Source organism: Paenibacillus sp. MER TA 81-3 (assembly GCF_023713585.1).
Classification (GTDB): domain Bacteria; phylum Bacillota; class Bacilli; order Paenibacillales; family Paenibacillaceae; genus Paenibacillus_B; species Paenibacillus_B profundus.
Genome location: NZ_JAMAWB010000001.1, coordinates 484,157 through 507,229, shown reverse-complemented (window position 1 = coordinate 507,229; position 23,073 = coordinate 484,157). Strand labels below are relative to the sequence as shown.

Sequence of the window (23,073 nt, the reverse complement as noted above, 5' to 3'; positions counted from 1 at the left end):
AAGACAAATAGCGCAAAATGCCGTAGCCGATGCCTTTGTGCGGGATACTCCGCAGCGTTTCCTTGACCAGCTTGATGCGCCGCGGCAGATCCAGGCCCGCCTTCATGTCAAGCATGACCGGGTACGCGCTGGTGAACCAGCCTACCGTCCGGCTGATATCCACATCCGGCAGAATGGATTCCCTGCCGTGTCCCTCCAGCATGACGGCCACCTGCTCGATTCCGCTCCACTCCTGAACCGCCATTCCCAGCGCGGTCAGCAGCAGGTCGTTGATCTCCGTCCCATAAGCCCGGTGCGCTTCGGTTAACAACTGCTGCGTCTCGTGCCGGGACCATTGCAACGCCAGCGTTTCGCTGTTTTCGACTGCGTCTCCGCCTTGCTCGTTATCCTTCGGCAAAGGCGCTTGTTCGACATTCGCCAGCTGGCTCCAGTATCCGCGTTCCGCCTCCATAGCCGGACTTGAGGCATAAGCTTCCAACTGCTGCGCCCAAGCTTGGAACGAATCGGTCTTCTGCGGCAGCCGGATGTCCTTCCCTTGCGCGGCCTGTTCGTACGCTGCAGCGATGTCCTCCAGCAAGATCCGCCAGGAGACGCCATCAATGACGAGATGGTGAATGACGATGAGCAGATGATCGCCGTCACCGCACTGGAATAAGCCCAGCTTCACGAGCGGACCTGTATCTAAGGAGATACCGGCCTGCAGCTCGCGGGCCTTCGCTTCGACTAACCGACTCCACGCCTGCTCTTCCCGGAAGTCGAATACTTCCAATCCGTACCGGTCCCCTTCATTAACGGCCCGGTTCCAAGCGGCATAACCTCCGTCCTCTGATGACACAAATACCATGCGCAGCGCGTCATGGTGAACCGTGATCTGCTTCATCGCAAGGCGCAGCGCCTGCACGTCAAAGCGTTCTTCCCGGTACAGCATCACGGCTTGGTTGAAGTGATGCGCATCGGCAAGGTCCCGCTCTACAAACCAGTGTTGAATCGGCGTGAGCGGCACCGGTCCGCGAATCTCCCCCTGTTCCGCGATGCGGCTAACCGGGGCGATATGATCGCTGAGCTGGGCCGCAGCCGGATAACGGAACAGGTCCTTCATCTCCAGCTTATAGCCAGCTTGCAGCAGCCGGGAAGCAGCTTGAATCGCCTTGATCGAGTCGCCTCCCAGGTCGAAGAAGCTATCATGGATGCCGATCCGGGTCACACCGAGCACCTGCTCCCATACCGTCACCAGCGCCTGCTCCACCGGCGTGCGGGGAGCGGCATACGGCGTATGGGCCAGGGCTGCATCCGGCTTCGGCAGCGCTTTGAGATCGATTTTGCCGTTGGCAGTCAGCGGCAATTGCTCTAGCTGCACGAAGGAGGCGGGAATCATATACGCCGGCAGGGCGGAGGACAGCAGGCTGCGCAGCTCAGGAAGATCCAGCTCGCCGCCAACGACATAGGCACACAGCTGGAGACTGCCCGAAGCATCCGGCAGCGCGGCCACGACGGCTTCGCTTACCTCAGCCAACTGCAGCAGTTGGGCTTCGATCTCGCCCGGTTCGATCCGGTATCCCCGGATCTTCACTTGTCCGTCCATCCGGCCCATATACTCGAGATTGCCGTCCGGCAGCCAGCGTACCAAGTCCCCGGTCCGGTAGAGGCGCTCACCGGGCGCGAACGGACTGGCGGCGAACCGCTCAGCCGTCAGCTCCGGCTGATTCAGATACCCCCGGGACAATCCCGGACCGCTGATGCATAGCTCACCCGGGACGCCGATCGGCTGCAGTTGTCCATCCGCTGCCAGCACATGGACTTTCGTCTGGCCGATGGATCTGCCGAGCGTATGAGACTGCCGCGGGTCGGTCACCGGCAAAGCGGTCGTCACCACGCTGTTCTCCGTCGGTCCATACTCGCTGACAAACTCAATCTGGCTGTAAACAAGCATCTTTTCAATCAGCGCCGCGCTGATTTTCTCCCCGCCGGTGACCACGCTCCGTACGGTAGCCAGCTGCTCCGGCCGGATCATCTCCAGCAGCGCCGCGAGCAGACCCGTTGGGAATTGCGCGTGGGTAATCTTCTGCTCGACGAGCGTGCGGATAATGACCTCTGGATCTTTGAGCTCTTCATCGCGGAGCATCACGACGGTGGCGCCCGCAACGAGGGGGCCAAAAAAGTGCGAGATGAACGCATCGAATATGAACGGGCTGGCATGCAGCACCCGTCCGCCGTCGAAGCGGTAGGCCGCTGCCTTCCATTGAAGCGTATGAACGATGCTGCGATGCTCCACCATGACGCCTTTAGGCTGACCCGAGGTTCCGGAGGTGTAGATCACATATGCCAGGTTGTTGGGATTCGCAGAGCTCGCGAAATCTTCCGGCACCTCCAACCGAATCCGGTCATCATCCAAGCGCAGCACCGGGCAGGAAGCCTCCTGTGCCGAGGAAGACAGCAGTACGGTCGCGCCGCTGTTCTCCAACAGGAACTGCACCCGCTCTGCGGGCTCTTGCGGCGATATTGGCAGATAGGCAGCTCCGGCTTTCAGCACGGCGAGCAGCGCCATAGCCATATCCACGGAGCGTTCGCACTGCACCGCAACAAGACTTTCGGGCCCTGCACCGTAGCGGAGCACGACTCTGGCAAGCCGGTTCGCCCGTTCGTTCAGCTCCCGGTAGGTCAGGGCATCGTCGCCGCATACAACGGCCAACCGATCCGGCGTCTTCGCCTCCTGCTCCTCGAACATCGCATGCAGCGTGGTGTCTCGCGGCGCCTCTCCGAGGGTGTCATTGAACTGCGCCAACAATTGATTCTGTTCCACAGCCGTCAGTAAGCTGACGCTTCCCAGCGTCACCTGCGGATCCCGAGTAACCTGACGCAGGAGTTCTCCAAAGTGACCGGCCCAACGTTCTATCGTGGCCCGCTCAAACAATACGGTGGCGTATTCCCAAGAGCAGCGCATGCCATTTTCCTGTTCGCTGACCGAAAACGTCAGATCGAACTTGGCCGCGTAGGAATCGAACGGATACGAGGTGAACTGCAGATCGGGGAGCTCAAGCTCCGCCTGATCCATGTTCTGCAGCACGAGCATCGCATCGAAGATCGGATTGCGGCTCGTGTCGCGCTGCCGCACCACCCGTTCCACCAGTTCCTCGAACGGGTAGTCCCCGTGCTCGAAGGCTCCGAGCGCCGTCTGCTTCACTTCCTGCAGGTAGGCGGCAAAGCTCTTCTCCCCGGCCGGGTACGTCCGCAGCGCCAAAGTGTTCACGAACATCCCCAGCATGCCTTCCAGATCTGCATGCGGCCGTCCCGCCACCGGCGAACCGACAATAACTTCTTCTTGCCCACTAAGCCGCGCCAGCAGTGTGCTGTAGGCGGCTAGCAGCACCATGTACACCGTAGCACCGCTCGTGCGGGCCAGCTCACGCACGGCCGCCGCAAGCTCGCCGTCCAGCTCAACGTCCACCCGGCCGCCCTCGAAGCTGCGTACGGCCGGACGCCGATGATCGGCCGGCAGGCTCAGCACTGGCAGTTCGCCCGCAAACTGGTCCACCCAGTACGCTTCCAACTGCTCGTACGCCCGGCTGTCGGCGTAGTGTTCCCGCTGCCATACCGCATAATCTTTGTACTGAAGCTGCAGCGGCTCCACCGCTTCGCCGGCGTACAGCTTCACAAATTCGTCTACCAAAATGCTGATCGACGTGCCGTCCGAGATAATATGGTGCATATCGAACAGCAGCAAGTGCCGCTCTTCTCCGAGACGCACGACGGTTGTACGCAGCAGCGGGGCCTCGCTAAGGTCAAACGGGCGGAGAAATGCCCGGATGCGCTCCTCGGCTTCCCCTTCCACCGCTTCCTCATAGGACACGCAGAAGGTCCACTCCTCCTGCACCCGCTGCACCGGTTCGCCGTCCACGACGGCAAACGAAGTGCGCAGCGATTCATGGCGGGCGATGAGCGCTTGCAGCGCCGCTTCCAGCCGTGCCCGATCCAGCGTTCCTTCGAGCCGCAGCGCCACCGGCATGTTGTAGCTCAGCTCGGCTCCCTCCAGCTGCTGCAGGACATACAGCCGTTTTTGGGCCGAGGACAGCGGGTAATGCGCCCGAGCGCCTGCCGGGGCCAGCGCTTCGTACGTGCAGCCACCCGCCGCTTCCAGCGCAGCCGCCAATCCTTCAACCGTCGGCGAAAGGAACAGCTGCCTCAGCGGTATCTCCACATCCAACGCCTGGTGAATCAGCGATACGAGCGTCATGGCCTTCAAGGAATGGCCGCCCAGCTCGAAGAAGTTATCGTGGATGCCTACGCGCCTGACACCCAGCACATCCTGCCACAACAGCGCCAGCTTCGCTTCTGCTTCGGTTCGCGGCGCTGTATATCCAGCAGCGGATCCGCTTCCCGATGGCTTCGGCAGCGCCCGGCGGTCCACTTTCCCATTCGGTGTCAGCGGAAGCTCTTCCAGCTGTACGAAGCGCGATGGAACCATGAAGCCCGGAAGCCGTGCAGACAGGGCCTTACGCAGGGATGAAACCTCCGTTTCTTCGCTCGTGACCACATAGGCGCACAATTCGAGGTCCCCCTGCTCCAACTCCCAAGCGGCGACTGCCGATTCCGTAACCCCTTCAAGCTCGGCAAGGTGTTGTTCAATCTCTCCCAGTTCGATCCGGTATCCGCGAATTTTTACTTGGTGGTCATTGCGTCCGGCAAATTCGAGACTGCCATTTGGCAACCAGCGCACCAGATCCCCGGTTCTATACAACCGTTCTCCTTCCATAAAGGAACTCGGAATAAACCTTTCCTCGGACAGCTGCGGTCTGTTCACATATCCGCGTCCTACGCCTGCACCGCCGATGAACAGCTCTCCATATACTCCGACTGGCTGCAGCTTGCCATGTTGAGGATCTACGACATAAAGCCTCACATTCTGAAACGGTTTTCCGATCGGTACGTGCCCCGATGGTGTTAACGGATACTGTTCCGGTGCCCCTGTCCACTCATAGAAGGAAGAGTCAACGGTCGCTTCGGTTACCCCATAGCAGTTGATAATCCGCATCCTCTGTCCGAACCGTTCAAGCAGCCAGTGAAAATCAGGATTGAGACAACGGTCGCCGCCCAAAATCAGCAGTCGCAGAGACGGTACGTCCACCTGTCGCTCATCGATGTATTTCATAATGGACATCACTAAGGATGGTGTCGAGTTAAGCAGCGTAATCGCATGCGTGCGGATCAATCCAGCTATGGCCGCGGGCTGCAGACGCAGCTCGCTTGGACAAATGACCATCGACCCTCCGAAAGGAAGTGTCCGGGCCATATCTTCGACAAACACATCGAAGGAGAAACTGGCCATCTGCAGCAGCCGGACTTCCTGTGAGTTCAGACTATAAGCTTGGTTCCATGCAAAAATTCTCTCCATTAGATGTCCATGTTCGATCATGACACCCTTCGGTTTGCCCGTCGTGCCCGATGTAAAAATAACATAGGCTAAATGTTGGGGCATGGGCAGTTGCAGTGAAATACCTTCTGTAACTGCTGCAGCATCGACTTCCAAATATAAAACGTCATATGCTGCCTCCCATTCCTCGCCGTACTCCCGCTCTGTCAGAAGCAGGCGGGCCCCGCTTTCTTCGAGCATATACGCAATCCGTTCGGCTGGATAATCGGCATCCAGCGGCAAATAGGCACCGCCCGATTTCCAGACTGCCAATACAGCCACAACCATCCAGGCAGAGCGGGTCACGAGAACGCCGACAATGTCCTCGGGTCCAGCGCCTCGCTGCTTCAGCGTCTGAGCAAGACGGCTGGCACGATCATTCAGTTCGGCATAACTCATTTCATGGTTGTCAAAAACGACTGCCGTACGGCCCGGATGCCGCAGCGCTTGTTCTTCGAATAACTCGATTAGTGTCTTGCTGCTGACAAGATCTATCCGGGCCGGATTAAACTCCTGCATCAATTGACGCTCCTGCGCTGCTGTCAGCAGAGGGACTGCTCCCAATGCCGCTTCAGGCTGGCTCGACACATGGCGCAGAAGCTCTGTAAAATGTTCCGCCCAACGTCTGATAGTCTCTTCTGTAAATAAAGCGGTTGAATATTCCCAGCTGCAGGAAAAGCCCTCCCGCTGCTCGGTTACGATGAGCGTCAAGTCAAACTTGGCTATCGTGTCCTCCATAAGATACGGAGTCAACTGGAGATCGGGGAGCTCAAGCTCCGCCTGATCCATGTTCTGCAGCACGAGCATCGCATCGAAGATCGGATTGCGGCTCGTGTCGCGCTGCCGCACCACCCGTTCCACCAGTTCCTCGAACGGATAGTTCCCATGCTCGAAGGCTCCAAGCGCCGTCTGCCTCACTTCCTGCAGATAGGCGGCAAAGCTCTTCTCCCCGGCCGGGTACGTCCGCAGCGCCAACGTGTTTACGAACATCCCCAGCATGCCCTCTAGATCCGCATGCGGCCGGCCCGCCACCGGCGAACCGACAATGACTTCTTCCTGCCCGCTAAGCCGCGCCAGCAGCGTGCTGTAGGCGGCCAGCAGCACCATGTATACCGTAGCGCCGCTCGTGCGGGCCAGCTCGCGCAAGGCCGCCGCAAGATCGCCATCCAGCTCAACGTCCACCCGGCCGCCTTCGAAGCTGCGTGCGGCCGGACGGGAACGATCGGCCGGCAGGCTCAGCACAGGCAGTTCACCCGCAAACTGGTCCACCCAGTACTTTTCCAATTGCTCGTACGCCCGGCTGTCGGCGTAGTGTTCCTGCTGCCATACCGCATAATCTTTGTACTGCAGCTGCAGCGGCTCCAATGCCTCGCCCGCGTACAGCTTCACAAATTGGTCTACCATAATGCCTATCGACGTGCCGTCCGAAATAATATGGTGCATATCCAGCAGCAGCAAGTGCCGCGCTTCGCCGAGACGTATGACGGTCGTACGCAGCAGCGGAGCCTTTCCAAGGTCAAACGGGCGGAGGAATGCCCGGATTCGCTCCTCGGCTTCCCCTTCCTCCGCTTCCTCATAGGTCACGCAGAAGGTCCACTCCTCTTGCACCCGCTGTACCGGCTCGCCGTCCACGACGGCAAACGAAGTGCGCAGCGATTCATGGCGGGCGATGAGCGCTTGCAGCGCCGCTTCCAGCCGTACCCGATCCAGCGCTCCTTCGAGATGCAGCGCCACCGGCATGTTGTAGCTCAGCTCAGCCCCCTCCAGCTGCTGCAAGACGTACAGCCGTTTTTGGGCTGAGGACAACGGGTAATGCGCCCGCTCGTCTGCCGGGGCCAGCGCTCCGTACGTGCAGCCATCCGCCGCGCCCAGCGCAGCCGCCAGCCCTTCGACCGTCGGCGAGAGGAACAGCTGCCTCAGCGCCAGCTCTACGTCCAACGCCTGGTGAATCCGCGATACGAGCGTCATGGCCTTCAAGGAATGGCCGCCCAGCTCGAAGAAGTTATCGTGGATGCCTACACGATCGACGCCCAGCACCTCCTGCCACATTAGCGCCAGCTGCGCTTCCGCTTCGGTTCGCGGCGCTGTGTATCCGGCTGCCGCTCCGCTTCCCGACGGCTTCGGCAGCGCCCGGCGGTCCACTTTGCCATTCGGCGTCAGCGGCATCTCTTCCAGCTGCATGAAGTGCGTCGGCAGCATATACGATGGCAGCGATACGGTCAGGGCGGTACGCAGCTCAGCCGCCGCAAGCGGACGGTTGCCTGTCACATAAGCGCACAGTTCCTGCGTGCCCGCACCCATTTCTGCTGCAGTTACAACGGCTTCGATTACGCCGGGGATTTGCAGCAGCCGGGCTTCGATCTCACTGAGTTCAATCCGGTGCCCCCGGATCTTCACCTGATGGTCGATCCGCCCCAGATGCTCCAGCCGGCCGTCAGGCAGCCAGCGTGCCAAATCTCCGGTCCGGTAAAGCCGCTCGCCAGACACAAACGGGCTGTCCACAAATTTCTCAGCCGTCAGCTCCGGACGCGCCCAGTATCCGCGGGCGACTCCGGCGCCGCCGATGCACAGTTCGCCGACTACGCCAACGGGCTGCGGCTGCAGCGCTTCATTCACCACATACACCTGTGTGTTCGGCATCGGCCGTCCGATGCCGATCCGTTCTTCCCCTTCAAGGGATTCAAACGTAGACCAGACAGTCGTTTCCGTCGGCCCGTACATGTTGTACAGCGCCGCATCCGTCCGTTCCTTCAGCTGCCCATACAGGGAGGAAGGGAAAGCTTCCCCGCCGACCAGCAGCGTCTGGACGTTCCGCAGCTGCGCCGCGCTTCGCGCATCGCCGAGCAGCAGCATCAGCCGCGAAGGCGTCGTCTGCATCATATGCACCGGATGCTGACTCAACAGTTCCGCCAGCAGAACCGGATCCTGCTGCGCTTCTTCGCTTGCGAGGACGATCTGCATGCCGCAGCTGAGCGGCACCCAGCTCTCCGTGACGAAGATGTCAAAGGACGCGGTCGTAACGCACAGCATCGAAGAACACGTCCCAAAAGGAAGCTCGCGGAGCATCCCCGAGATGAAATTCACCACGTTCCGGTGCTCCACGACCACTCCTTTCGGCGTGCCGGTCGTTCCGGAGGTGTAGATGACATACGCGCTGCAGGATGGTTTTATCTCCACGCCAACGGGCGCGGAAGAATACCCTGCCAGCTCCTCTGCGGAGGAGAACGAGATGGTTTCGCCGCCGAGGCTTATTTTGTCTCCTTCATTGTCTCTTGCCTGATCAACTTGCTCCGTCCGCCCGGCCAGTTCTTCCGTCAACGCATCATTCAGACACAATACATGGCGCAGCGATGTCTCCTGCAGGCCTGTCACAATCCCAAGCTGTGCCGAATCCGTCAGCATAACCTGCATTCCGGCATCCCGGATCATCCCCTCCATGCGCTCCTCAGGCAGAAGGGAGTCGATCGGCACATAGGCCGCACCGGCTTTCAAAATACCCAGAAGCCCGGCGATGAGGTACGGCGAACGATTCATCAGAACGCCTACACGGTCTTCGGCCGTTACGCCGTGCGCCCGCAGCCATTGGGCGATACGGTTGGCCTGTTCCTCCAGCTCCCGGTAGGTCAGCCGCTGTTCTGCACACACGACCGCCGGACGATCCGGCGTTTTCGCCGCCTGCAATTCGAACAGGGAAGGTATGCTTGCCTCTTCAAGAATCGTCACCTTCGTGTCGTTGAACTGAACCAATACCCGCTCTTGTTCAGCAGCCGCCAGCAAGCTGACGCTACCCAGCATTACCTGCGGATTGCTGGTAACCTGACGCAGAAGCTCCGTAAAGTGATTCGCCCAACGTTCGATCGTCTCGCGTTCAAACAGCATGGCACCATATTCGAGCGAGCAGCGCATCCCATTCTCGTGTTCGCTCACCGATAGCGTCAGATCGAATTTAGCCGCGCTGTAGTCGAATGGATAGGAAGATAGGCGCACGCCGGGAAGCTCCAGCTTCACCTGCTCTGTGTTCTGCAGCACGAGCATCGCGTCGAAGAGCGGATTGCGGCTCGTGTCGCGCCGGCGCACGACCTGCTCCACCAGCTCCTCGAACGGATAGTCCCCGTGCTCGAAAGCTCCGAGCGCCGTCTGCTTCACTTCCTGCAAATAGGCTGCAAAGCTTTTCTTTCTGTCCGGATACATGCGCAGCGCCAATGTATTCACGAACATTCCGAGCATACCTTCCAGATCGGCGTGCGGCCGGCCCGCCACCGGTGAACCGACGATGAGCTCCTCCTGCCCGCTAAGACGCGACAGCAGCGTGCTATATACTGCCAGCAGCACCATGTACACCGTAGCGCCGCTCGCGCGGGCCAACTCGCGCACCGCCGCCACTAGTTCGCTGTCCAATTCGAAGTCCACCTGGCCGCCTTCAAAACTGCGCACTACCCGGCGCGGATGATCGGCCGGCAGGCTCAGCACCGGCAATTCGCCCGCAAACTGTTCCAGCCAGTAAGCTTCCAGCTCGCGGTACGCCGACATCTGAGTATATTCCCGCTGCCAGACGGCGTAGTCTTTGTACTGCAGCCGCAGCGGCTCTAATTCTTCGCCGGCGTACAGCTTCATAAATTCTTCGATAAAAATGTTCATCGACATGCCGTCCGAGATAATATGATGCATATCGAACAGCAGCAGGTGCCGCTCTTCGCCGAGACGTACGACGGTCGTGCGCAGCAGCGGGGCTTGCCCGAGATCGAACGGGCAGATGAATGCCCGGATTCGCTTCTCGGCTTCCTCTTCCTCCGACTCCTCATAGAACACACGGAAGGCCGGTTCCTCCTCCACCTGCTGCACCGGCTCGCCATCCACGACGATGAACGAAGTGCGCAGCGACTCATGGCGGCCGATTAGCGCCTGCAGCGCGGTTTCCAGCCGGACCTTATCCAGCGTTCCTTCGAGCTGCAGCGCCACCGGCATATTGTAGCTGAGTCCCGCACCCTCCAATTGCTGAAGCAAGTACAGCCGCTTTTGAGCAGAGGACAGCGGATAATACGCCTGCTTCTCCACAGGCAGCAGCGCTTCATACGCTTGACAAGTTACTGCTTCCAGAGCCGCTGCCAAGCCTTTGATCGTAGGCGACTGGAATAACAGCCGCAATGGAACTTCCACATCCAGAGTCTGGTGAATACGCGACGCAAGGGTCATCGCCCTCAAAGAATGGCCGCCTAACTCGAAGAAGTTGTCATGGATGCCTACGCGTCCCACACCCAGCACATCCTGCCACAACGGCGCGAGCTGGGCTTCCATATTTGTTCGCGGTGCCTCATACCCTTTGCCTGCTCTGGCCCCGTCCGGGTTCGGCAGCGCCCGGCGGTCCACTTTACCATTCTGTGTAACAGGCAGTTGGCCGAGCTGGACGAAGTATGAAGGTATCATATAGTCCGGCATTACCGTCCCTAGAGCCTCCCGCAGCTCAACAAACGCAAACTCGCGTTCACCTGCGATATAAGCGCACAGCTCATTATTACCGTACTCGTCCCGAAGAACGAGAACGGCCGCTTCCCGAATCCCTCTCACCCCGAGAAGCCGCGTTTCGATCTCGCCCAACTCAATCCTGTATCCCCTTATCTTCACTTGATGATCCATGCGGCCCAGATACTCGATGTTCCCATCTGCCAGCCAGCGGGCCAAATCCCCTGTCCTGTACATCCGCTCGCCGGGAGAGAACGGATCGGGGACGAACTTCTCGCGAGTCCGTTCAGGCTGCTGCAAATAACCTTCGCCGACACACGCTCCCCCGATGTACAACTCGCCTGCGACACCTATCGGTTGCGGGCAACCCAGCGGATCCAAAATATAAATCGAAGAGTTGCTGATAGGTCTGCCGATTGGAGGAAGCTCGGTCATGATGTCCTTCGGTATAATCGTGTACGTAGTGGCAACATGCGTCTCTGAAGGTCCGTAGTGATTATGGAGAGTCACCCCTCGCTCGCGCAAATATCGCTGCAGTGACTTTCCGACGACCAGAGCCTCGCCTGCTGTTATCATGTGACGCACGCTCTTAGGCCACACAGGCTCGTAGGCAGGGTCATTCCACACGAACTTTACAAAAGAAGTAGGCAGCCAAATCGTCTCGATGCCCTGATCCTCGATATAACGGAAAAGCGCAAAAGGATCCTGACGCATCTCCTCATCGACCACATGAAGCGTCCCGCCCGCAAGCAGCGTAGTGAAAATCTCCTGATAGCTGGCATCAAAGCTGTAGGAAGCATACTGAAGCACGCTCTTGTGAAAGGGTATGGAGGTATGCTTATGCTGATAAAGCGCCAGGTTGATAAGGTTGCTATGCTTCAGCATGACTCCTTTGGGATTGCCGGTAGTTCCTGAAGTATAAATAACGTAAACCAGCATCCCGTTCTCTTCGGCCAACGAGACCTCATCTGGATCCGGTTCGCGGGGAACCCCGACATCATGATTCGCGGCAAGCATATCGCTGATAAGTAGCGTTTCTCCGTCATACGCAAGGCGCTTGTCCGTCTGAGCTGAATCGACGAGCAGGCATGATACCTGAGAATCCTCCAGCATATAAGCAATCCGGTCCGCGGGATAAGACGGATCCACAGGAAGCAAGGCTGCCCCTGCTTTAAGAATTGCTAGCAAACTGATAATCATATAAGGAGATCGGCGTGCCATGATGCCGACAATGCTGCCGATACCTATATTTCGATGTTGCAAAGCAAGCGAGACTTGATCGGATAACTGATCCAACTCTTGATAGGTCAGCATGGTTTCACCAAATACCAAAGCTATGCCGTCCGGAGTCTTTACCGCCTGTTCTCTGAATAACTGATGCAGGGTTGTATTTGGCAGCTCCATGGCAGGTCCGTCATGCCATGTTACCAGCGTATTCCGTTCTTGTTCACTCAACAAATTTACTTTACCGAGTGCAATCCCCGGTTCAGCAACCGCATGCTGCAGCAATTGGATGAAAGTTTCTTGCCAACGTTCTATGGTGCCAAGTTCAAACAGAGCTGTGGTGTACTCCAGACTGCAATGCAGCTGATCTCCCCGTTCGCTGATTAACAAGGACAAGTCGAATTTCGAAGTGGGATTCTCCAGTTCATAGGGAGATACCTCGACATCCTGCATCTGCAGCTCGGATTGTTCCATGTTCTGCAAAGCGAACATGACGTCAAAGATCGGGTTGCGGCTGATATCCCGGTGCTGGACCACCTGCTCGACGAGTTCTTCAAACGGGTAATCCGCGTGTTCAAACGCTGCAATGGAAATCTCTTTGACTTCTTCAAGATAATCCGCAAATGTTTTCTCCCTGGAAGGCATCGATCTGATGGCCAATGTGTTCACGAACATACCCAAAAGATTGGACAGATCGGCATGAGGACGGCCTGCAACAGGCGTTCCGACAATGATATCATCCTGTCCGGATGTTCTTGCCAGAAACAAGCTATAAGCTGAAAGCAGCACCATGAATAAGGTAGTCCCTGTGTTCTGCGCGAGCTTGCGCAATTTGCCGGTCAACTCCGCATCAATGATGAAATTCAGGTGGCTTCCCTCAAAGCTTTGTACCGGCGGACGAGTAAAATCAAACGGCAAGGAGAGGATTGGAAGTTCGCCGCCGAGCTGTTCCAGCCAGTATTCTTTGTGTCGGTTGTACACCTCGGAATGTTCATTTGTGTTCTGCCACACTGCATAATCCTTATATTGAAGGGACAGCGGCGGCAAACTCTCGCCCATATACAGCCTTGTCATTTCCTTAATGAAAATCCCCATGGATGTGCCGTCGGAAATGATATGATGCATATCAAACAACAACAGATGCCGTACATCCGTCAGCTTAACCAATTGGATGCGCAGAAGCGGCGCTTGGCTCAGATCGAAAGGACGAATGAAATTCTGGATGATTTCTTCAAGCTGCATCTCCTCGGCATTGCGGAAAGACAGCGCAAAATCAACCTCCGGGCAAATTTTCTGCACGGGTTCGCCATTTACAAGCTCAAAGCGGGTTCGAAGGACTTCATGGCGTGTTGCCAGTTCCTTGAAGGCAAATTCCAATCTTACAAGGTCCAATTGTCCCTCAAGGAGCATCGCTGCGGGTATATTGTAGCTTCGCTCCGCTCCTTCGAGCTGCTGCAGAACATATAGTCTCCTCTGTGCAGAGGACAGGGGGTAGTATTCCCGCTGCCCGGCAGGTTGCAGGCCTTCATACACGTCTGCAGCTCTCCCGTCCACGGTCAGCGCCATGGCTTCAATGGTCGGGAACCGGAATACGTCCCGGATGGCGATGTGTATACTCATCGCCTGATGTATGCGCGATACTAATATCATCGCTCTCAGAGAATGGCCTCCGAGTTCAAAGAAGTTGTCACGGATCCCTACTTGCGATACGTGCAATACCTCCTGCCAAAGCTTGGCAAGCAGAGCTTCCGTGGCTGTTCGAGGAGCTATATATTGGGAAGCCGCTGCCATGTCGTCTTTAGGCTCCGGCAACGCCATCCGATCCAGCTTGCCATTTCTCGTAAGCGGCAGTTCCGGCAGATGGACGAAATACGCAGGAACCATATATTCGGGTAAAGCGATGCTCAGGTGATTTCTCAATTCGACCGCTTCCAGGCGCTTGCCGCCGACATAGTAAGCGCACAAAACCTCGCTTCCCGGCCGCTCTGTCCAAGTCACTACAGCCGCTTGGCGAATGTCCGCATGAAGCTGCAGGCGCGCTTCGATCTCACCGAGTTCAATCCGATAGCCCCGAATTTTGACCTGCTGATCGATTCTCCCCCAATATTCAAGCTCTCCATCTGGCAGCCAGCGTGCCAAATCTCCTGTTTTATACATCCTCCCGCCTTCAATAAAGGGATCCGGTTTGAACTTTTCCAGCGTAAGCTCAGGCAGATTCCAGTAGCCTGCGGCTACCCCGGCGCCCCCAAGGCACAATTCTCCGGGCACACCGACCGGAAGCAACTGTCCCTGAGCGCTCAGCACGTAGGCTGTCGTTCCTTCGATCGGCCGGCCAATCGGGATGCTATGGTTCCCGTATGTCGTTTTGACCGCGAATGAGGTCGAGAAAGTCGTGTTTTCGGTAGGGCCATATCCGTTCCAGATTGTAATTCCCGGACATGCGTCCCTCACTGCGTAAGCATGCTTCGGCGACAGAATCTCTCCGCCCATAATCAAATGCTCTACACCGGCAAACAGGCCCGCATTCTCATCAGCCAGATGATGAAAGAGCGATGTCGTCAAGAACATGACCGTAATGCCGTGCTCTGCCAGAAACGGCCCCATCCGGCGCGCGTCCAGCAGCACGTCTTTCTCAACCGGATGCAAGGACCCTCCATGGAGAAGGGCTCCGAATATTTCGAACGTAGCCGCATCAAAGCTTACCGAACCGGTCTGAGCGAAGCGGTGATTGGCATGGAACGGCACGTACGCCTTGTTTTTCACCAAGTTGATTACATTTCCATGCGTCACCAGCACTCCTTTAGGTCTTCCCGTGGTGCCCGAGGTATACAGGATATAAGCCGGATCATCGGAACTGCATGCCTGTACTTCTTCGCGCTCCAACACCTCTAACGCTTCATCTGGAAGAGTCCCGTCATCAAGCATGATGACCGTCCCCGGGTAAGACTCCGGCACTTTGAACTTCTGTACAGCCAACAGGAACTCCGCGCCGCAATCGCCCAGTATATACAGGTGACGCTCCTCGGGCGCTTCCGGATCCAGAGGCACATAGGCTCCGCCCGCCTGCAGAATTCCCAGGACAGCAACGATAAATTCGATCGAGCGCTCCGCCAGAATGGCAACAGCTGCCCGTGGCCGCATTCCTTCCCTCAGCAGTCTGCCGGTCACATGACTCGCTTGAAGCTGTAACTCCGCATAAGTGAGTTGCCGATCGCCACACACGATGGCCGTCCGATCCGGATAGAGACAAGCCATTTCTTCGAAACGCTGATGAATCGTCGTTCGAGGCAGGCCTTGGACAGGCAAACCGCTGTATTTCATCAGCTGGCTAAGCTGTTCTCCCCCGCTTATTAATCTGGCTTCAGCAAGGGTCGTATCCGGTTCAGAAGCCACATGATCCAGCAGTTCCGTCAAATGGCCGGCCCACCGTTCGATGGTTTCCCGTGTGAATAAGGCTGTAGTGAACTCCAACGAGCCGTGATAGCCCTCCGCACTCTCGGTTACCATCAAGGTAAGGTCGAACTTGGCCTGCGTATCGGCAAATGGACAAGACTCTACCTTCAAGCCAGGGAGATCCAACTGCAAGTTTTCCGTGTTTTGAAGCACGAATACAGCATCGAACAGAGGGTTCCGGCTCATGTCCCGCTGGCTGACAACACGGTCTACCAATTCCTCGAAAGGATACTCTCCATGCTCAAAGGCATCCAGCGCCGTTTGCTTGATTTCCTCAAGATATTCGGCAAAGGATTTTAGTCCGGAAGGGAAGGTGCGTAAAGCAAGAGTGTTGACAAACATCCCCATCATGTCCGTCAGATCCGCATGCGGACGCCCGGCTACCGGCGAGCCGACAATTATTTCATCGTTGCCGGACAGACGGGACAGCAAGGTGCTGTACGCGGCTAAGAACACCATAAATACGGTGACCCCTTTGTCCAGCGCCAGTTGCTGCACGGCTTCCGACAGTGTTCTTCCCAGCTTGAAATCAACCCGGTCGCCTGCAAAACTGCGCAAGGCTGGGCGCGTAAAATCGGTTGGCAGCTGCAATACCGGCAGCTCGCCTGCAAACTGACGAAGCCAATACCTCTCCTGCATCTGATAAGCATCGCTGAGCACATATTCCTGCTGCCACACCGCATAGTCTTTGTACTGCAGTCTCAGCGGGGCAAGCTCTTTCCCGGCATAAAGCTTCGTAAATTCCTCTACAAAAATGTTCATCGACATGCCGTCCGAGATGATATGATGCATGTCCAACAGGACATAATGAAGCAGGCTCTCCACACGTACGACCTTCACACGCAGAAGAGGCGCCTGACTGAGATCGAATGGGCGTATAAAGTCCGCGATAATCGGGTGAAGCTGCGCTTCTTCCGCTTCACAATAGACCGCTGCAAGCTTCACTTTCTCGTGTACTCTCTGCACTGGCTCTACGTCTGCTTTGGCGAAGGAAGTGCGCAGCGATTCATGACGTGTGACCAGCTGCTGCAGGGACGCTTCCAAGAGCATCCGGTTCAGCACGCCCTCCATTCGAAGAACGGCAGGCATGTTGTAACTGATCTCCGCTCCCTCAAGCTGCTGGAGCACATACAACCGCTTCTGTGCGGAGGTAAGCGGATAATGCTCCTGCGAATCAGCAGGCTCAAGTCCCTGAAATGCCTTATTCTGTCGGGAAGCTATAACTTCAGTCAATGTCTCCACGGTTGGATACTGGAATAAATCCCGTAGCGTGACGTCGGCTTGCAGTTGCTTTTGGATGCGCGAAACCAAGAAGGTTGCTTTCAACGAATGTCCGCCTCGTTCAAAAAAATCATCCCGCACGCCTAACGGACGGACGCCCAGCACCTCCTGCCACACCTCTGCCATCTTCTGTTCGGCAAGGTTCCGCGGGGCGATGTAGCTGCTGTCTTTCTCCAATTGGCCGTCAGGCAAAGGCAACGCCCGCCGGTTCAATTTTCCGTTGGCTGTCAGAGGCATCTGCTCCATCGGAATGAAGTAGGCGGGAATCATGTAAGGCGGCAGCGTTCTGCCAAGCGCCGTCCGCAGCTCTTTTACTGAATAATCCCGGTCCGCTACAAAGTAAGCGCACAGACTAAGGTTGTTCTCCGCTTCTTCCACAACCGCAACGGCTGACTCTCTAATGTCGGGAAGCGTCAATAGATAGGCCTCAATCTCCCCTAGCTCAATCCGGTTGCCGCGAATTTTGACCTGGTGATCGATTCTTCCCCAATATTCCAAAGTTCCATCCGGCAACCAGCGGGCCCAGTCTCCGGTTCGATACATTCGCTCGCCCGATACGAACGGATCCGAAGTGAACTTGTCTGCCGTTAGCTGCGGCTGGTTTACATAACCGCGCGCCACACCGGAGCCCGCAATGCACAGCTCGCCCGGTACGCCGAGCGGAGTGAGCAGCCCTTGAGGGGTAAGAATATATACCCGTGTATTGGGGATCGGCCGCCCGATCGTAACAGCCTTCTCTTCCTCAAGCTCAACCGATGTCGTCACTACGGTATTTTCGGTTGGGCCGTACTCATTCATCAGTACCATGTTGGGATTCATCGTCTTCAAACGGCGGATTAGCGGCATTCCGACGGCTTCGCCAGCCAATACCGCGCTGCGCACCGTACGCCAATCCTCGGGATTCATGCTCTCCAGCAAGGCCGAGTAGAAGCTCGGCGGGCTCTGCATATGGGTGATTCGGCGCTTCACGATGGCCTCGCGAATGGCCGACGGATCTTTGCTGTCTTGAGCGTTCAACAGGACAACCGCCGCTCCCGAAACGATGGGACCAAAAAAGTGGGTCACGAACGAGTCAAAAATAAAAGGATTCAACATCAACGCCTTGTCACCGGCGCTAAACTGATAGTGGTTCGCTTTCCACTGAATGGTATTGGCAAGGCTTCCATGTTCGATCATAACGCCCTTGGACGCCCCCGTAGTGCCTGATGTATAAATAACGTATGCCAAATGCGCGGGTGCGGCTGTTCTCTCCAGGCTCTCAGCGGGCACCTCCCGGAGCGGGTTGTCTTCGAAGTAAAGGACGGGAATCTGGTTGGCTACCTCCGCTGTCAGAGGCTGGTGCTCTATCGAAGTCAGCAGAACTTGGGGATGACTGTCGCCCAGCATATAACGAATCCGTTCCATCGGGAATTCCGGATCGATGGGGAGGTAGGCCCCTCCTGCCTTCAAGACGGCGAGGATGCCCGCCGCCATTGCGCAAGACCGGTGGATCATGACGGCGGCAATCGTCTCCGCCCCTACCCCTCGCGCGCGAAGCACAGCTCCCAGCTGCTCCGCCCACTCGTTCAGTTCACGGTAACTTAGCTCCTCATCTCCACAAATAACCGCCGGCAGATCAGGGGTGCGGGCAACCTGCTCTTCGAACAAGGCGAGCACCGTTGCCTCCGGGCGGTAGTCTGCTCTAGTTCCGGCAAATTGCTCCAGCAGCAGCTGTCTTTCCTTATCGGTTACCAAATTATACTCACCCAATTGGGAGTCTGGAGAATCAATGGCCTGACGCAGTAGCTCCAGGAAACAGCCAGTCCACCGATCTATCGTGCTCCGAGCAAACAAAGCTGCGGCATATTCCCAACTGAAGGAGAAGCCCCCGGCCTGCTCTGTAACGGTGAGCGTCAGGTCGAATTTAGACGCAGTGTAGTCAAATGGGTATGGAGAAAGACCTACACCTGGGAGCTCTAACACCGCGTGTTCGGTATTTTGCAGCACAAGCATCGCGTCGAAGATCGGATTGCGGCTTGTGTCGCGCTGCCGCACGACCTGTTCCACCAGTTCCTCAAACGGAAAATCCCCATGTTCAAAAGCAGACAGCGCCGTCTGGCGGACCTCCTGCAGATAGACGGAAAAACGTTTCTCCCCGGCTGGATGCGTGCGCAGCGCCACCGTATTTACAAACATGCCGAGCATGCTTGCGAGGTCGGCATGCGGGCGGCCAGCCACCGGCGTGCCAATGATGAGCTCCTCTTGCCCGCTAAGACGCGACAGCAGCGTGCTATATACTGCCAGCAGCACCATGTACACCGTACTGCCGCTCTCCTGTGCCAACTTGCGAACACCCTCCGCCAACTCGCCTTCCAGTTCGAAGTCCGCCCGGCCGCCCTCGATGCTGCGCATCGCAGGGCGCGGATAATCAGCCGGAAGGCTCAGCACCGGCAGCTCGCCGGCCAGTTCCTTAAGCCAATACGCTTCCTGCTTCGCATAGGCCTGCGACTGCCTGTATCCCTGCTGCCATACCGCATAGTCTTTATACTGCAGCCGCAGCGGGTTCAGCTCTTCTCCGGCATACAAGGCGGCCATTTCTTCCGTTAGGATTTGAACGGAAATTCCGTCCGAGATAATATGATGCATATCGAACAAGAGCAGATGGCGTTCTTCCCCGAGTTGAATCACCTTCGTGCGCAGCAGCGGGGCCACGCCGAGATCAAACGGGCGGATGAATGCCCGGATCTGCTTATCCGCTTGCCCTTCTTCCGCTTCCTCGCAGGATACGGAAAATGAAACCTGGTGCTGGACCTGCTGCATGGGCTCGCCGCCCACGACCGTAAACGAGGTGCGCAGCGCCTCATGACGGGTAATCAGCGACTGCAATGCCGCTTCGAGACGCGCCTTATCCAATCGACCTTCCAGTTCGAACACGGCCGGCATATTGTAACTAAGACCTGCCTCATCCAGCTGTTGCAGCACATACAACCGCTTCTGCGCCGACGACAGCGGATAATAAGCCTGCTCCGATGCCGGAAGGAGAGCCTCATAGGCGCGTCCGGCTGCCGAAGTGACTGCTTGGGTCAGTGTCTTCAGATTGGTTGTCTGAAAGATGTCGCGCAAGCCGATCTCGGACTGGAATTCCTGATGTATGCGCGTCAGCAGCGTCATCGCTTTAAGCGAATGGCCCCCGAGCTCAAAGAAATTGTCATGGAGTCCCACGGAGTCCTTGTTCAAGACCTCTTGCCACAGTGATGCCATTCTCTGCTCGGCGTCTGTGGCTGGACGAACGTATTCTTTGCGGGATGCAATTGCATCGGGTTTCGGCAAAGCTTTACGGTCCACCTTGCTATTCGACGTCAAGGGAAGCCGCTCCAGCTTCATATATACGGATGGCACCATGTAGTCTGGCAGCATCGAAGATAGGTATGCCCGCATCTCCGCGATCTCCAATTCGACCTCGCCCGTGTAATATGCACAAAGCACAGGCTCTCCCTGCAGATCGGGCATTACGGCAACCACTGCCTCACGGATGCCTACGAACTGCAACAATTGCGCTTCAATCTCGCCCGGCTCGACCCGGTATCCGCGGATATTGAGTTGATCGTCCAGCCGTCCGAGAAATTGCAAATTTCCATCCGGCAGCCAGCGGGCCTGGTCTCCGGTGCGATAGATCCGTCCGCCAGCCGCATAAGGGTCTTCGGCAAAGCGCTCACTCGACAGATCCGGCCTATTCAGGTAGCCCCGGGCTACTCCTTCTCCTCCGATACACAGTTCCCCGGGCACGCCTACCGGCTGGAGGGTTCCGCCCCGTCCCAGCACGTACAGCTTGACATGGGGAAGCGGCCTGCCGATTGGCACATTCCCTTCCTTAGGCGGCTGACTCCCCTGTTCCACTTCATAATAAGACGCATCGATGCATGCCTCCGTCACCCCATAGCTGTTGAGGATGCGCATGACGGAGCCAAACCGCCGGTACACCCGCCGGAAGTCTTCAGCTGCAAGACGGTCCGAGCCCAAGATCAGCAGTTCCAGCCGGCCGGTGCTCAAACGGTGTTCATAAATGTAGTCCATGAGCGGCACTAGCAGTGCAGGCGTCGACTCCAACAGCGTAATGCCGCATTCGACGATCATCTGCTGGAGCCGGGGCAGCTGAAGCCGGACCTCGTCCGGGCAGAAGACCATCATTCCCCCGTTAGGCAGTGTTCTGGCCAGATCGCCGGCAAACACGTCAAAAGAGAAGCTGGCTAATTGCAGCAGCCGCACCTCCATCTCTTCCAGCCTATACTCTTGACGCCATGAGCAGGCAGTCTGAATCCAGCTCTGGTGTTCCACCATAACCCCTTTGGGCTTCCCAGTCGTCCCTGACGTATAGATGAGATAAGCGAGCTGTTCCGGTCGGCAGTGAAGGTGTAGATTCGTAGTGTCATCGGCGTAGCATTCCTCCTGCCGCAAATCGATGACCCCGCACGCATCAGGCACAGGAAAGGCAACAGAATCAGCCGTCAACAAAATGCCGGCTCCGCTATCTGCCAGCATATAAGCCAGCCGATCGGAAGGCAAAGAGTGATCCAAAGGTACGAACGCCCCTCCCGCCTTAAGGATAGCAAGAACAGCCGTTACAATTCTCGGCGACCGTTCCCCGAGAATCGCCACGGGTTGGCCCATCCCAATCCCCAGATTGATCAGGGTGCGGGCCAGCTTGTTGGCGCGTTCATTCAATTGGCCGTAGGTCAGTGATGAGCCGTCCAGTCCTGATAGAACAGCCATCCGCTCCGGCGTCTTCGCAGCCTGCTCCTCGAACAGCTCGTGCAGCAGACCGTCAGGCTGTTGCACGATATGGTGTCCCGGGCTAAAGGCTTGGAGGATCTCATGGCGTTCCTCCGGCGGTAATACTTGTAGTCGTTCTACCGCCTGCAAAGGTGCAGCCATTCCTTCCTGAAGGACATGCATCAATCTGGAAAACAAGCGGTCCATGTCTTCCGCCGCGAACAAATCGGTCAAATAATCGATTTGAATGGCCATCACACCGGTCTTTACATTTTCACGTATATGGACGGTTAATTCATTATCCTGGTGACCATTTCCGAGAGGTAACGTGTCATACTGAATGGGAGCATCCTCCGGAAGAGTATCCCATGCCAACGGATGATAATTAAAAAAAATGGGCAGCAAGGATTCCGTAAAGCTAAATCGTTCACGGAGTTCAGGCACAATTCGATTGAAGGGGTATTTCTGATGGCGGATCAGCTCGCCCTGCTTTAGCTTCACCTGCTTTAAGAGATCAGCGAATGACAAAGAAGCATCCACGCTCAAGCGAAAGGGAGTTGTACTGACGAGCATGCCTACCATCGTTTTTTGCTCCATGGACGTTCTATTGGCATACATGGTTCCCAGCACAACTTCTTCTTCTCCACAAATCCGGGCGAGATACAGGCATAGAGCCGTTACAAACAAGTTGAAGGCAGAAACTTGCTGTTGTTCACAAAATTGGTGAATTTCTTGGCATGCGGATGAGGGGATCCGGTATCGGCTATAGGCGGCTAAACTGCTGGCAGTCTGGGCTTCGCGTTCGGAACAAACCAACCGTGTGATTGGAGGCAGCGAACTGAATTCTTTGTCCCAGTATGCTTTGTCTTTGAGAAAGCGGGAAGATGTAAGATAAGTCTCCTCACTAGAAAGCAGTTCTGTAAAAGAGGGCGCTTTTTCCGCCGTGAGCTCCTCGTTGCGTAACAAGGACATATAATTTTGGATGATTTCGTTCCCTAACAGGTTCAAGGAATAACCGTCTGCTATCACGTGGTGAATTTTCAAAAACAATTTGGCCTCCAGCTCTCCTGTCCGGAACAACGTAAATTCAAATAATGGGGCATCAAATAGAGTGAAGGGCAGACGTGAACGAAAATCGACGACCTCCTGCCATGCTTCGGACTCTTCCTCTCTCACATCCATCTTATCGACATGGAAGGGTTCGAAGGGAACAACATAGATTTGCGGCTCCTGACCATCCATCTGTTTTAAGCGCATCCGCAGGGAATCATGCCGAAGAGCCAGCATCTGCAATGCTTGTATGATCATGTCTTCGATAATCGTTCCCTTTAAGGTAAGCAAACTGTTCAAAGTGGCAACCGTCGTATTGGGATTGAGCAGTTCCATGTACCATACTCTTCGTTGCGCTTCTGTCAATGTCCAAGTATGTTGCATAGTTAATTGTGCTTCTTTTCCGATATTTGACATTCAAATCCTTCTCCCTATATAAATTAAGTGTG

1 protein-coding gene is annotated in these 23,073 nt (G+C 56.6%); it reads right to left on the bottom strand.

Annotated features, from left to right (window positions below):
* Nucleotides 1-23,041, bottom strand: a 23,041-nt coding sequence (locus M3650_RS02205) for a non-ribosomal peptide synthetase (RefSeq protein ID WP_251571972.1), incomplete at its 3' end; no start/stop codon positions are given.
* Nucleotides 23,042-23,073 lie beyond the last annotated feature (32 nt).